The organism is Candidatus Accumulibacter necessarius (assembly GCF_036625085.1).
On the sequence record NZ_JAZKUM010000002.1, the window covers coordinates 392,809 to 405,712 of the forward strand.

14 protein-coding genes are annotated in these 12,904 nt (G+C 61.7%); 5 read left to right on the forward strand and 9 right to left on the reverse strand.

Annotated features, from left to right (window positions below; all coding sequences use genetic code 11):
• Window positions 1-52: 52 nt before the first annotated feature.
• On the reverse strand, window positions 53-1,132 hold the full coding sequence (locus tag V5B44_RS06110) for a TRAP transporter substrate-binding protein (RefSeq protein ID WP_332358203.1): 1,080 nt from the start codon (window positions 1,130-1,132) through the stop codon (window positions 53-55).
• Window positions 1,133-1,309: 177 nt separating this feature from the next.
• A complete protein-coding gene (pmbA, locus tag V5B44_RS06115) occupies window positions 1,310-2,683 on the reverse strand; it encodes a metalloprotease PmbA (RefSeq protein WP_332358204.1) in 1,374 nt (457 codons plus the stop codon).
• Between the two features lie 117 nt (window positions 2,684-2,800).
• Between pmbA and yjgA the strand changes: the two genes are divergently transcribed.
• Together yjgA and mog are read left to right on the forward strand one after the other, a co-directional pair.
• Window positions 2,801-3,340, forward strand: a complete 540-nt coding sequence (gene yjgA / locus V5B44_RS06120) for a ribosome biogenesis factor YjgA (RefSeq protein ID WP_332358205.1) — start codon at window positions 2,801-2,803, stop codon at window positions 3,338-3,340.
• Window positions 3,321-3,926 (forward strand): molybdopterin adenylyltransferase, encoded by a 606-nt coding sequence (gene mog / locus V5B44_RS06125; RefSeq protein WP_332358206.1) that lies wholly within the window; start codon window positions 3,321-3,323, stop codon window positions 3,924-3,926. The genes yjgA and mog overlap by 20 nt, the downstream gene beginning before the upstream one ends.
• Before the next feature lie 12 nt (window positions 3,927-3,938).
• On the opposite strand, the gene V5B44_RS06130 is transcribed toward mog, so the two are convergent.
• Window positions 3,939-5,462 (reverse strand): hypothetical protein, encoded by a 1,524-nt coding sequence (locus tag V5B44_RS06130; RefSeq protein ID WP_332358207.1) that lies wholly within the window; start codon window positions 5,460-5,462, stop codon window positions 3,939-3,941.
• Between the two features lie 172 nt (window positions 5,463-5,634).
• On the opposite strand from V5B44_RS06130, the gene V5B44_RS06135 reads away from it, so the two are divergent.
• The 3 genes from V5B44_RS06135 to V5B44_RS06145 all read left to right on the forward strand — a co-directional run bounded on the left by V5B44_RS06135 (window position 5,635) and on the right by V5B44_RS06145 (window position 7,547).
• Window positions 5,635-6,456, forward strand: coding sequence for a thymidylate synthase (locus tag V5B44_RS06135; protein ID WP_332358208.1), 822 nt, complete (start codon window positions 5,635-5,637; stop codon window positions 6,454-6,456).
• A 48-nt stretch (window positions 6,457-6,504) separates the two neighbouring features.
• Complete coding sequence (locus V5B44_RS06140) at window positions 6,505-7,011, forward strand: dihydrofolate reductase (RefSeq protein WP_332358209.1); 507 nt, start codon at window positions 6,505-6,507, stop codon at window positions 7,009-7,011.
• Window positions 7,012-7,112: 101 nt separating this feature from the next.
• Entirely contained in the window at window positions 7,113-7,547 is a 435-nt protein-coding gene (locus V5B44_RS06145) for a DciA family protein (RefSeq protein ID WP_332358210.1), read from the forward strand.
• Here the strand turns inward: V5B44_RS06145 and V5B44_RS06150 are convergent.
• The 6 genes from V5B44_RS06150 to V5B44_RS06175 all read right to left on the reverse strand — a co-directional run bounded on the left by V5B44_RS06150 (window position 7,534) and on the right by V5B44_RS06175 (window position 12,896).
• Window positions 7,534-7,722 carry a hypothetical protein gene (locus tag V5B44_RS06150; RefSeq protein ID WP_332358211.1) on the reverse strand — a complete coding sequence of 63 codons (189 nt, stop codon included), beginning with the start codon at window positions 7,720-7,722 and terminating at the stop codon, window positions 7,534-7,536. The two genes, V5B44_RS06145 and V5B44_RS06150, sit on opposite strands and share 14 nt — an antisense overlap.
• Before the next feature lie 4 nt (window positions 7,723-7,726).
• The gene (gene lpxC, locus V5B44_RS06155; protein ID WP_332358212.1) at window positions 7,727-8,656 is read right to left on the reverse strand and encodes a UDP-3-O-acyl-N-acetylglucosamine deacetylase; all 930 of its coding nucleotides are present in this window, start codon (window positions 8,654-8,656) and stop codon (window positions 7,727-7,729) included.
• 95 nt (window positions 8,657-8,751) lie between these two features.
• On the reverse strand, window positions 8,752-9,921 hold the full coding sequence (ftsZ, locus tag V5B44_RS06160; protein WP_332358213.1) for a cell division protein FtsZ: 1,170 nt from the start codon (window positions 9,919-9,921) through the stop codon (window positions 8,752-8,754).
• Window positions 9,922-9,987: 66 nt separating this feature from the next.
• Window positions 9,988-11,217 carry a cell division protein FtsA gene (gene ftsA / locus V5B44_RS06165; protein WP_287631061.1) on the reverse strand — a complete coding sequence of 410 codons (1,230 nt, stop codon included), beginning with the start codon at window positions 11,215-11,217 and terminating at the stop codon, window positions 9,988-9,990.
• Window positions 11,214-11,966 carry a cell division protein FtsQ/DivIB gene (locus tag V5B44_RS06170; RefSeq protein ID WP_332358214.1) on the reverse strand — a complete coding sequence of 251 codons (753 nt, stop codon included), beginning with the start codon at window positions 11,964-11,966 and terminating at the stop codon, window positions 11,214-11,216. Before V5B44_RS06170 ends, ftsA begins: the two co-directional genes overlap by 4 nt.
• 3 nt (window positions 11,967-11,969) lie before the next feature.
• Entirely contained in the window at window positions 11,970-12,896 is a 927-nt protein-coding gene (locus V5B44_RS06175; RefSeq protein WP_332358215.1) for a D-alanine--D-alanine ligase, read from the reverse strand.
• Window positions 12,897-12,904: the final 8 nt, after the last annotated feature.

Here is a 12,904-nt window from a genome sequence, read left to right on the forward strand (position 1 = left end):
GCATCACTGAGCGAAGCGGCCAACTGACAACCGCCCCGCCTTCAGGGCAGAGCTATCGTTTGCTGTGCATGTAGTTGTTGTAAGAGCCTTCGGCCACGCGCATCCAGAGGATCTGATCGTCCATGAACTTCTTGTAGTCGTCGTAAATCTTCTTGAAGCCGGGATTGCTCGCCGAAGTTTCCGCATAAAGTTCCATGGCCGCCTTGTAGCAGGCGTCCATGACCTCTTTCGGGAACTGCTTCAACTGCGTGCCCGAACCAACCAGTTGCTTGAGCGCGGTCGGGTTCCTGGCATCGTACTTGGCGACCATGTCGACGTGTGCGTCGGCGCAGGCGAGCTGGAGAATGGCCTGGTATTCCTTCGGCAGTTCGGCCCATTTCTTGGTATTGACGTAAGCCGACACCTGCGGGCCACCCTCCCACCAGCCCGGGTAGTAGTAGTACTTGGCGACCTTGTTGAAACCGAGCTTCTGGTCATCGTAGGGACCGATCCATTCGGCGGCGTCGATCGTGCCCTTCTCGAGCGCCGGATAAATGTCACCGCCAGGAATCTGCTGCGGCACGGCGCCCAGCTTGCTGATAACGGCCCCGGCGAAGCCGCCGATACGGATCTTCAGCCCCTTGAGGTCGGCAACCGTCTTGATTTCCTTGCGGTACCAGCCGCCCATCTGCGTCGTGGTGTTGCCGCAGGGGATGACCAGGATATTCGACTTGCCGAACAACTCGGCCATCAGCTTGCCGCCGTTGCCGTAACGCATCCAGGCGTCCATCTGACGGTTGGTCATGCCGAAGGGAACTGCCGTCTCCAGCGCGTAACTCGGGTCCTTGCCAAAAAAATAGTAGGAAACCGTATGCCCCATTTCGACCGTACCGTCCTTGACCGCGTCGAAGACCGCCGGTCCGGGAACGATCTCCCCACCGGCAAAGACCTGGATCTGGAACTTGCCGCCGGTAGCCTCAGACACCCGCTTGGCCATCACTTCCGCCCCCCCGTAGATGGTATCCAGGCTCTTCGGGAAGCTCGACGCGAGACGCCACTTGATGGTCGGGGCATTCTGGGCAATCGCCGGCATGGCCACGCTGCCGGCGGCAAGGCCGACACCCGCATTCTTCAGAAACGAACGTCTTTCCACAATTTGTCTCCTATAGGGTTCTTGTGAACGAATTGCCCGCTGATTATAGCGAAAGCCGCCCTGCCTGAAACGAGGATTTACCCGCGCTGAAGCTGAGCACGGGCCCGGCGATGGCAGAGTTGCGCTCCGGCCAGTCCGGAACAGGCGTCCGTCGCTCGCCCTGCACGACTTTCCCGCCTAGTCGCCGGCCACCCTCATCTGCTCGATGAGGATCGAACCCACCTGCTTCGAGCCGCGAATCAGAACGTCGTTGCCGACCGCCGCGACGTTCCTGAACATGTCGCGAAGATTGCCGGCAATCGTTATTCCTTCCACCGGGTGAGCGATCTCGCCCCCGTCGACCCAGTAGCCGGCAGCCCCCCGCGAATAGTCCCCCGTCACGTAATTGACGCCTTGACCAAGCAACTCGGTGACCAGCAGGCCGCGCCCCATCTTTTTCAGCAGCCCTCGCAGGTCGCGCTTGCCGGGATGGACGATGAGGTTGTGGCAGCCGCCAGCGTTACCGGTGGTCTGCATGCCCAGCTTGCGCGCGCTGTAGGCACTCAGGAAATAGCCCTGCAGCCGTCCGTCGACCAGCACTTCACGATCGTGGGTCGCCACCCCGTCGCTGTCGAAGTGGCTGCTTGCCAGCCCACAGGCAAGATGCGGTCGCTCGCTGATCTGCACCTTCTTCGAAAAGACGCGCCGGCCCAGGCTATCAACCAGAAAGGATGTCTTCCGGTACAGGCTGCCGCCGCTGACCGCGTGCACAAAGTTACCGATCAACGAGGCGGCAAGAGGGGCCTCGAAGATCACCGGCACCTTGCAGGTCTTGACCTTGCACGCGCCGAGTCGCGACAGGGCTCGCCGCGCCGCCTGCTCGCCAATCGACTCAGCTGAGCCGATCGCCAGCGGATCGCGCGCAACCGAATACCAGTCATCCCGCTGCATGCTTTCGTTCTTGCCGGCGATCACCGAGCACGACAGGTAATGCCGTGAGCTCGGGTAGCCGCCGACGAAGCCAAGGCTATTGGCCGACACGAATTGTCCTTCCTGGATCGAGACCGTCGCCCCTTCCGAGTTGCTGATCTGCGGGCTGACCGCAAACGCTGCCTGCTCACAGCGCCGGGCGAGTTCAACGCCCGCTTCAACCGAGAGTAACCAGGGGTGGTACAGGTCGAGGTCCGGCTGCTGATGAAGGTCGATGGCCAGCAATTCGGCATCGGGCAAGCCGGCGCAGGGATCTTCAGCGGTGAAGCGGGCAATGTTCAGGGCCGCATCGACGGTCTCACGCAAGGCGCTGGCAGAAAAATCGGAGGTGCTCGCGTGCCCTTTTCGCTGGCCAAGGTAAACCGAAACGGAAATCCCCTTGTCACGGTTGTATTCGATGGTTTCGACCTCGCCACAGCGAACCGTGACCGATTGACCGAAGCCAGTAGAGACATCGACCTCGCAAGCGCTCGCCCCCTGCTTTTCGGCATAGGCAAGGACGTCTCGCGCCAGCTCCTGCAGCGTGTCGAGACGGTGACTGAAGCGCGATTCGGTCAAGGGAGTGGTCGCTGGACGGGACATGAGGACGGTGGCCAGAGGAAAAAGCCGCTATCATAGCAGTTCACCGGAAGGCATCCGCTGCTCCATCGCGCGGGCTTCCACTTTCACCTGCCAGCGCGAAAGACGATTCGCCACGCCATGAGCACCGCCGAAGAAGAATCTGCACCGCCATCGAAAACCCAGCGCAAGCGGGCGATGGAGGAACTGCAGGTGCTGGGCGAGGATCTGGTGGCACTGCCGGCTGACCGGGTCAGAAAGATTGAGCTCCCCGAGGACCTGCGGGCGGCTGTCCGTGAAGCGCAGCGCATGACACGGCACGACGACGCGCGACGACGCCAGATGCAATTCATCGGCCGACTGATGCGCGACGTGGACCCTGAGCCGATCCGTGAGGCACTGGCGGTGGTACGCGGTGAGTCGGCCGAAGACACGGCCAGGCTGCACCGTCTCGAACGACTGCGTGCCGACCTGCTCGCTGACGAGAAAGTCCTCTACGAGATCGCCAGCGGATCGCCTTCGATCGACCTGCAGCAGCTGCGCTCCCTGCGCCGGGCAGCGCTGCTCGAGCAGGCTCAGGGCAAGCCGCCGCGCAGCTACCGGGCTATCTTTCAGTTACTCAAGGAACTCGACAGCGCCGATACCCCGGCCGATCCCGACGATGAACTCGAGCCCCCATGAGGAAGTGCTGATCGGCCTGGTGTCGATCAGCGACCGCGCCACGCAGGGCGTCTATCCGGACCAGGGAATTCCGGCCCTGGAGGAGTGGTTTGCACGGGCTCTGAGCAGTCCATGGCGAACGGAAACCCGTCTGATTGCAGACGACCAGGCGGCCATAGAAGCCACTCTGATCGAGCTGGTTGATCGGGTCGGCTGCCATCTGGTGCTGACCACGGGTGGCACCGGCCCCGCGCAGCGCGATGTCACTCCAGACGCCACCCTGGCCGTCGCCGACAAGGTGATGCCAGGCTTCGGTGAGGAAATGCGGCGTATCAGCCTGAACTTCGTACCAACCGCAATCCTCTCGCGTCAGGTTGGCGTGGTCCGCGGCAAGGCACTGATCCTCAACCTGCCTGGGCAGCCAAAGTCGATTCGGGAAACGCTGGAGGGGGTCAGGGCTGGCGATGGCACGGTGACAGTGAATGGCGTCTTTGCCGCTGTGCCTTATTGCATCGACCTGATCGGCGGTCCTTACATCGAGACAGTCGATCAGGTCATCAAGGCTTTCAGGCCGAAATCCGCGCTCCGGCCAAAACCGATCGCTTGACTCGACGGCGCCTCAGCCAGGCGACTGCTCGCGGAAGCGGGCAATTTCGTAATCGCCGCCGCTTTCCTCCAGTTCAACTGGTATCAAGACGCAAGACCGACCTTCCAGGTTGAAGTCGAGGCTTTCTCGCACATTGAACCCCCCCTGCGGCAGGACGATTCGTACCAGGCCAGGCTCGCCACCGTCACGCAGGTAGATGCCGGGAATGGCTGTCGAAAAACCGCTGCGACGTGGATGCAACTCGACGCTGCGCGCCTGCCGGGAAAGGACCTGGACACCGACGACGGCGCGGCCACCAGCAAGTCGGTTGAAGCGCCTCGCCACGCCCAGCAACCAGTTTTCGCCACCCTCCGGCTGCATGCTGAACAGCGAGCCCAGCTTGATTCGCTCACCTTTCGAATCGTCGAGACAAGCGCGAAACCCCCCGAGACTGACATTTTCAACCAGCCAGTGTTGCGCCCCGGCTTCCCCTGCCAGATGCCCGGCTGCCCCCGCGAAAACAGCATAGCAGTGGTCAAAACCATCAAGCGCAGCCATTCGTGTCTTGACGGAATGGCGATGGTGTCGCCGTTGCGGCGGCTGCAGTGCCCAGTAGACGCGCAGATGGTGCAGGACCGGCAGCAACACCTTCGGTGGATACTCCCCTCCAAGATTGAGGTCTGACGGCACTTCGCCGCGTTCGACAAGGTGGATCAATTCGGTGAGTGCGGTCAGCGTCGGCCCTGGCGAGAAGAAACGCAAACACGGCCTGCTAACCCCCGGACGTCGGGCCAGTCGAGCCGGTGCAACACCGCCACCCGCGTCGACCCAATACACGCTGTCCGGCCGGCAATCGCGCGAAAAAACGAAGCCGGGAGAGAAATGGGCGACCAACCGATCAGCCAGGTCGATCTGCTGCGGCAGCAGGCTGTCCATCGAAGAGGTGAAGAATACCAGGCTATGGAGGTAATGCTGCGCAACACTGCTCAGCCCCCGCACGGAGGGATACAGCTGGACCGGCTTCTGCGCATGACCCGCCGCCTCAGCCGCCAGATAGGTCTCGCCAAGCTTGCCCCAGAGGTCTTCCCCGACCGGCCCATAGCGATAGGCCAGCCACCGGACTTGCGCACCGAGTGCCGCCTGCACGCGTGTCATCACCAGGGGTAGCGCGCCCTTGAACCTCTCTGTGCCCTTGCTCTTGGGATCCAGCTGAGCCCGTTGCAGACACAAGCGATAGAGCGCGGCAACTTCACCCCAGTAGTCGTAGCTCTCCGTCCACAGCCGCTGTTGTTCGAGCGGTGACAGGTGAAGAGAGTGAAGATAATCCCGTTCCAGGCGACGCAAGTGTGGCTGCGCGGCATCATCGAGCTGGCGAATGACATCCAGGTAGTGGTCAAGGCGGAAATTCTCGGCGTGTTTCAGTGACTGATACCAGCCCCTCAGTTCCTCGACCGCATTGACCGGTCTGTCGACCAGGATCTCTGCGAGGATCCGCTTGAACTCCTTGCTATCAGCCAGCGGATGATCAGGACGTTGCGGGAACAGTTTGAGGATCATTGAAAGCCAATCTTGGTGCGCAACAGCGAGGGGAGACGACCAATTGTAAACCAGGAGAGCAAGCAGTGCCGATCAGGAGGGGCAGGCCCCGCCGCGATGCGACAGCATGGCGGTGTGGTGGCCTGCTCGCCATGCCTTACAATGCTGCCTGGCGGATCAACAGGTATAAGGCATGCAGCAGTATCTCGACCTGATGCGCCATGTCCTCGAACATGGCAGCCCCAAGGCAGACCGCACCGGAACGGGCACGCGTTCGGTATTTGGCTGGCAGATGCGTTTCGACCTTGGCGCGGGCTTTCCCCTGCTCACCACCAAGAAGCTGCACTTGCGCTCGATCATCCACGAACTGCTTTGGTTCCTGCAGGGTGACACGAACATTCGCTATCTGCAGGAGAATGGCGTACGCATCTGGGACGAGTGGGCCGACGAGAACGGCAATCTTGGTCCGGTTTACGGCCATCAATGGCGCCACTGGAAAACGCCCGATGGGCGTGAAATCGACCAGATCGCGCAACTGGTCGACGACCTGAAGAACAACCCCGACTCGCGCCGACACCTGGTGACGGCCTGGAACCCGGGCGACGTCGAGCGCATGGCCCTACCACCCTGTCACGCTTTCTTTCAGCTGTATGTCACCCCGCCAGAAGCGGCTGACCCCGACTGTCGCCCGAAGCTTTCCTGCCAGTTGTACCAGCGCAGTGCCGACATCTTTCTTGGCGTACCCTTCAACATCGCTTCATACGCCTTGTTGACCTTGATGCTGGCACAGGTCTGCGGCTACCGGCCGGGGCACTTCGTGCATACCTTTGGCGATGCGCACCTCTACAGCAATCACTTTGCACAAGCGCGTCTGCAACTGACGCGCGAGACGCGTAGCTTGCCGACGATGCGACTGAACCCGGAAGTACGCAATCTGTTTAGCTTCGGCTTTCAGGACTTCACGCTTGAAGGCTACGATCCGCATCCCCATATCGCTGCGCCAGTCGCCGTCTGAGCCAGTGAACGGCAAGCGGAATCCCTGCCGGCCCCGGGATCGCTCGCGATGATCTCCCTGATCGCTGTCGTTGCGAGAAACCGCGCCATTGGCCTGAACCAGAAACTGCTCTGGCACCTGCCGGAAGACATGCGTCATTTTCGCGCAATGACGCACGGCAAGCCGGTGATCATGGGGAGAAAGACTTGGGAGTCGCTGCCAGCAGCCTTTCGCCCTCTGCCGAATCGGCACAACATCGTCGTCAGCCGCAACCCCGCCTACCGACCGAGTGGGGCGACTTGCGCCAGTTCCCTCGCAGAGGCGATCCGTCTTGCCGGGACCGCCAGCGAGGTGTTCGTCATCGGTGGCGCCGAGCTGTATCGGCAGACGCTGCCACTTGCCAATCGCCTCTACCTGACCGAAGTCGCCGAGGACCGCGCCGGCGACAGCTTTTTCCCTGAAGTGCCGCTGGCCGAGTGGCGGGAAGTCTCGCGCCACGCCGGCAAAGCCCAATCGCCGGCCGGCAAGGCCGGCGAAGCCCCGACCTTTGATTTCGTGGTCTACGAGCGTTGTTAGGCGAAACGCTGGGGCAGCGCAAAGCGTCTCCACGTCCCGGCGACTGGCGGAACCCTGACGCGGGGAAGAGCAGGCGTCTGTCACCGCCGCCTTGAGACTCGATGTCGAACTCACTCCAGAACTATCTTGAAGCGGCCGAAGGGGCGGGAAAGGTGCTTGCGCACGCGAGGCTTCTGGTCCAGTTGGCAGGCATCTATCAGGAGATGACACCGCCGTATCTGGCGCACGCAAGCCGCGTCGCCAACTACAAGTCGCGAGTTTTGGTGATTCATGCCGACAGTGGAGCGGTGGCGACCAAGTTACGTCAGATGGCCCCGACGCTGGCGACAGAGCTGACCAAGCGTGGACTGGAGTGCAGCGGCGTTCATGTCAAGGTACACGCCCGGCATAACCATGAGCCTACCCGGGCCCCCACCCAGAAGCCCCTCAGCGCGAGGACCAGCCAGGAACTGGCCGCATTGAGCGAGTCCTTGCCGGCATCGCCATTGCGCCACGCACTGGAAAACCTGCTGACGCGTTCGGCTAAACGGGAATGACGGCCACTCGCTCGATGATCATCAGCGCGAAAACCAGCAGTGCGACGACCAGCGAATAACGAAACAGGCGCCAGGAAAACTGCAGATAGCGCGTATCCCGCGTAAACAGGAAGAGCACCACGCCGCCCGCAACAGTCAGTACCGTCAGGACGGCCAGCAAGCGCAGCAGCCACATGCGATCAGGAAGCCGGCAACGCCAGCCACCTGGAGACGGTCTGTGGTGCCAGTTGGTGGTCTTCGAAACTGACGTATTCCCAGGCTTCCGGGTTGGCCAGCAGTTTGCGGGCCAACTGGTTGTTGATCGCATGTCCCGATTTGTGAGCGGTGAATGACGCCAGCAGCGGATGGCCCAGCAGGTAAAGGTCACCAATCGCATCGAGCACCTTGTGCTTGACGAACTCATCGCTGTAACGCAGACCGTCGGCATTCAATACGCGGTATTCGTCAAGCACGACGGCGTTTTCCAGCCCGCCGCCCTGCGCCAGACCATTTTCATGCAGCCACTCCACTTCCTGCATGAAACCGAAGGTACGCGCCCGTGCCACCTCGCGCACATAGGAGTGCTCGGCAAAATCGATACTCACCTGCTGACCCGTGCGATCGATTGCCGGATGATTGAAGCCAATCGAGAACGACAGGCGGAAACCATCGTAGGGCTCCAGGCGCGCCCACTTGTCACCGGCGGGGTCAGTTTCGCGCACTTCGATACGGCGTTTGACCCGGATGAAGCGTTTGGCGACTGCTTGTTCTTCAATGCCGACCGACTGAATCAGGAAGACGAACGGCGAGGCCGAACCATCCAGAATCGGCAACTCGGCGGCATCAAGGTCGACGAAGGCGTTGTCGATCCCCAAGCCAGCAAAAGCCGACATCAGGTGTTCAATGGTGCCCACTTTGGCCCCATTGCGCTCGAGGCACGAGCACATCCGAGTGTCGCCGACCAGCAGCGCTGACGCCGGCAGGTCAAGCACGGGGTCAAGATCAACCCGTCGAAAGACGATGCCCGTGCCGGGGGCGGCAGGGCGCAAGCTGATGGATACCTTGACGCCGGAATGGAGACCGATGCCAGCGGCACGGACCACCGCCTTGAGTGTTCGCTGCTTCAACATGTGTCTGAAAAAATGGGGGAATCGGCGGATTCTAGCACAGGCTGAGCGAGCCAGGAACCCGCCAGTCCCCGCAGAGGTCTGGCGACTTGCCCGGCTCAGTCAGCCTGCTTTCTCAGAAATGCCGGAATATCATAGCGATCGACACCGCTATTGGCCAGCGCTTCGACCGTTGCACTGCGCCCCTTGCGAACGATCGCGGGCACCTGATCGAGCGTCGAGTAGTCGATGTTCGGACCATGCGCGAAGCGGCCGTCTGTTCCGGTTCCCTGGCCATGCGTGTTGCTGATGACTTCGAACTTCTCGCGTTTGGCCTGCGCCTGACCCAGGCCGGTGGCCACCACCGTCACCCGGATGTCCTCGGCCATTTCTTCGTCATAGACAGCGCCGAAGATGATGTGCGCGTCGTCGGCCGCAAAGGCGCGGACGGTGTTCATCACCTCATTAACTTCCTTCATCTTCAGCGAACGCGTCGCGGTAATGTTGACCAGCACGCCCTTGGCGCCGGAAAGGTTGACCCCCTCGAGCAGAGGAGAAGAAACCGCGCGTTCGGCGGCAATGCGCGCCCGGTCGACGCCAGCGGCATTGGCCGAGCCCATCATGGCCATGCCCATCTCGCCCATGACGGTACGCACGTCCTCGAAGTCGACGTTGACCAGCCCTGGAAAGTTGATGATCTCGGCAATGCCGCCAACCGCATTGCGGAGAACGTTGTCGGCTGCCTTGAAGGCCTCGTCCATGGAGACGTCATCGCCGAGCACGTCCATCAGGCGGTCATTGAGGATGACGATCAGCGAGTCGACATGCTTCTGCAGTTCGGCAATGCCGACGTCTGCGATCTTCAGGCGCTTGCCCTCGAAACCAAAAGGCTTGGTCACCACGGCGACGGTGAGCACACCCAACTCGCGCGCCACCTCGGCGACGATCGGTGCGGCGCCGGTACCGGTACCGCCACCCATGCCCGCGGTGATGAAAACCATGTGCGCCCCCCTCAGCGACTCGGCGATTGCGTCACGCTCCTCAATCGCCGCGCTGCGTCCGGCTTCCGGCTTGGCACCGGCACCGAGGCCGGTCTTGCCGAGTTGCAGCTTCTGAATGGCGACGCTGCGACCAAGCGCCTGGGAATCGGTGTTGGCAGTGATGAAGTCCACGCCATTGACCCCCTCGCGGATCATGTGGTCGACGGCGTTGCCACCCGCTCCGCCGATGCCGATCACCTTGATCACCGTATCCCGATTGTCGTCTGCCCTGTCGATGATTTCAAACATTGTCGTCTCCTCCGCAAAAAAAATTGAAAAGTGGTTAAGAACTGGTAATCGTTGCCTGGAAGGTCTTCAGAAGTTCTTTTCAAACCAGGACTTCATACGACCGAACACCTGCTTGACGTCTCGGGTTTCCCGAACCTTCAAGCCACGCTTGCGCTGAGTCTGTGCTTCAAGGAGCAATCCGCAAGCGGTCGCGAAACGTGGGCTCTGCACGACGTCGGCCAGCGCACCCTGGTACTTTGGCACCCCGAGGCGAACCGGCATATGAAAGATCTCCTCGCCAAGCTCGATCATCCCCGGCATCACCGAAGCGCCTCCGGTCAGCACAATGCCGGACGAGAGCACATCCTCGAAACCTGAACGGCGCAGTTCGGCCTGAATCAGTTCATACAGTTCCTCGACCCGTGGCTGAATTACATCCGCCAGCGCCCGGCGTGACAGCTTGCGCGAAGGACGGTCGTCGACCCCCGCGACATCAAGCACGTCTTCCGGGTCCGCCAGATGGGCCAGTGCGCAGCCATACTTGCGCTTGATGTCTTCTGCCTCACGGGTCGGCGTACGCAGCGCCATAGCGATGTCATTGGTCACCTGGTCACCGGCGATCGGGATGACTGAGGTGTGACGGATCGCACCCTGCGTCCACACCGCCAGATCGGTGGTACCGCCACCGATGTCGATCAGGCAGATCCCAAGGTCCTTCTCATCTTCGGAGAGGACCGCACAGCTCGAAGCGAGCGGCTGCAGCACCAGATCATTCACTTCCAGACCACACCGTCGCACACACTTGACGATGTTCTGGGCCGCCGAGACTGCTCCGGTCACGATGTGCACCTTCACCTCGAGGCGAAAACCGCTCATGCCGATCGGCTCGCGGATGCCATCCTGGTCGTCGATGATGAACTCCTGGGTGAGGATGTGCAGGATTTCCTGGTCGGCAGGGATCGGCATCGCGCGTGCCGTCTCGATCACCCTTTCGACATCCATCGTGGTCACTTCCTTGTCCTTGATGGCGACCATTCCATTCGAGTTGAAGCTCCGGATGTGGCTGCCGGCGATCCCGGTGTACACGTCGCGAACCTTGCAATCGGCCATCAGCTCCACTTCCTGCAGCACGCGCGAAATGGTGGCGACGGTCTCCTCGATGTTGACCACAACGCCCTTCTTCAAGCCTTTCGATTCCTGCGAGCCCATGCCGATGACGTTCAACCGCCCTTCCGGGGTGACTTCGGCAACCAGAGCGACAATCTTCGACGTGCCGATGTCGAGCCCGACGATCAGATCCTTGCTATCCCTGCTCATTTCTTTCCTTTGACTTCCTGAACTGCACTGGCCGGAAAGCGCAATGCGAAACCATTTGGATACCGCATGTCGACCGCCGTTGGCCGTACACCGCGTGTGTCCGACAGGGTCGGGTAGTAGTCGACGAAGCGTTGCAGACGCATCCGAATTGGCGCCTTTGGCTGTTCTCGTCCAAGTTCAATCCACATTCCATCCTCCAGTTTCACGAGCCAGGCCAGGCGCGGCGACAGCGCCAGTTGCGCCGGCAGGAGGCCGACCGGTTTCATGAGCTGAGCGAACTCCTCGTAACGCCGCAGGATCTCGCCCGAAGAACCGGTCGGCCCACTCAGCCGCGGCAGCGACTGCTCCCGCACGAGCGAGGCCGGAAACACCTCGCCGTAGGTATTGACCAACTGTCCCTGCCCATCGCCCCAATGGGCAACCGCCTGATGCTCCTCGATGCGAACCTCGATACGTGATGGCCATTTCCGCCATATTTCTGCGCGCCGCACCCAGGGCAAACCCTCCAGCGACTGCCGAACGGTCTCGATGTCGACCGTGAAGAAATTGCCACGCAACAGTTCCGAAAGAGACTCCTCCAGTTCGCTGCGTTGAACCTCCCGCAACTCGTGCGTTACCTGCACCTCGCTCAGCGGAAACAGGCGCAGACGCGGGGCACCCCAAACGACGGCAGCCGCCAGCAACGCGGCAGCGCCCGCCAGAAAGAGCAGGTCGGAAACGGCCGTCAGCAGGTGCGGTTTTTGCCACATCGCTCATCCCAGTGTGGCAAGTGCAAGCACACGGACCACCAGTTCTTCATACTCAATGCCTGCCGCGCGTGCCGCCATCGGCACCAGCGAATGATCAGTCATGCCGGGCGAGGTGTTTACCTCGAGAAAGTAGGCCTGGCCGCCGCTGGCTGCGCTGACCGGGTCCATGAGGAAATCAACCCGTCCCCAGCCGCGGCCGCCAATGATCCGGAAGGCCTCGAGGGCTTGCGCGCGAAGCTGTTTCTCGCGGCCTTCGGGGAGGCCGCAAGGGCAGAGGTACGCGGTATCGTCGCGCAGGTACTTGGCCTCGTAGTCGTAGAACTCGCCGCTGGGCTCGATCTTGATGATGGGCAGCGCCTGGTCGCCAAGAATGGCAACGGTGTACTCGCCGCCAAGAATCGCCCGCTCGGCGATGACCAGTGAGTCATGTTTCGCCGCCGCCGCATAAGCAGCGCCAAGCTCTCCTGGCCGCAGGACTTTGGTGATACCGATCGACGAGCCTTCGCAGGCTGGCTTGACAAAAAGCGGCAGCCCCAGCTCGGCTTCCACCTGTGCCAGATCGCTACTGCCGTCGAGCAGCACGTACTCCGGGACGGGCAGGCCGGCCGCGCGCCAGAGCAACTTGCTGCGCCATTTGTCCATCCCCAGTGCGGAAGCCATGACGCCGCTGCCGGTGTACGGAATGCCCATCATTTCGAGGACGCCCTGAATGGTGCCATCCTCGCCATGGCGCCCATGCAGGGCGATGAAGGCCCGATCGAAAAGGGCCAGTTCATCGAGTCGGCGCGAGGCGGGGTCGAAGGCGTGGGCATCAACGCCCTGCCGCTGCATGGCCGCCAGTACCCGCGATCCGCTGTTCAGTGACACCTCACGTTCGGCCGACCGGCCGCCGAAGAGCACCGCCACCTTGCCGAAGTTCCTGACGTCCATCGTATTCA

Excerpts from the sequence above, each read along its gene's own strand:
- pmbA (WP_332358204.1), bottom strand. The coding sequence starts at position 2,683 with ATGTCCCGTCCAGCGACCACTCCCTTGACCGAATCGCGCTTCAGTCAC.
- yjgA (WP_332358205.1), top strand. The coding sequence starts at position 2,801 with ATGAGCACCGCCGAAGAAGAATCTGCACCGCCATCGAAAACCCAGCGC.
- mog (WP_332358206.1), top strand. The coding sequence starts at position 3,321 with ATGAACTCGAGCCCCCATGAGGAAGTGCTGATCGGCCTGGTGTCGATC.
- V5B44_RS06130 (WP_332358207.1), bottom strand. The coding sequence starts at position 5,462 with ATGATCCTCAAACTGTTCCCGCAACGTCCTGATCATCCGCTGGCTGAT.
- V5B44_RS06135 (WP_332358208.1), top strand. The coding sequence starts at position 5,635 with ATGCAGCAGTATCTCGACCTGATGCGCCATGTCCTCGAACATGGCAGC.
- V5B44_RS06140 (WP_332358209.1), top strand. The coding sequence starts at position 6,505 with ATGATCTCCCTGATCGCTGTCGTTGCGAGAAACCGCGCCATTGGCCTG.
- V5B44_RS06145 (WP_332358210.1), top strand. The coding sequence starts at position 7,113 with ATGTCGAACTCACTCCAGAACTATCTTGAAGCGGCCGAAGGGGCGGGA.
- V5B44_RS06150 (WP_332358211.1), bottom strand. The coding sequence starts at position 7,722 with ATGTGGCTGCTGCGCTTGCTGGCCGTCCTGACGGTACTGACTGTTGCG.
- lpxC (WP_332358212.1), bottom strand. The coding sequence starts at position 8,656 with ATGTTGAAGCAGCGAACACTCAAGGCGGTGGTCCGTGCCGCTGGCATC.
- ftsZ (WP_332358213.1), bottom strand. The coding sequence starts at position 9,921 with ATGTTTGAAATCATCGACAGGGCAGACGACAATCGGGATACGGTGATC.
- ftsA (WP_287631061.1), bottom strand. The coding sequence starts at position 11,217 with ATGAGCAGGGATAGCAAGGATCTGATCGTCGGGCTCGACATCGGCACG.
- V5B44_RS06170 (WP_332358214.1), bottom strand. The coding sequence starts at position 11,966 with ATGTGGCAAAAACCGCACCTGCTGACGGCCGTTTCCGACCTGCTCTTT.
- V5B44_RS06175 (WP_332358215.1), bottom strand. The coding sequence starts at position 12,896 with ATGGACGTCAGGAACTTCGGCAAGGTGGCGGTGCTCTTCGGCGGCCGG.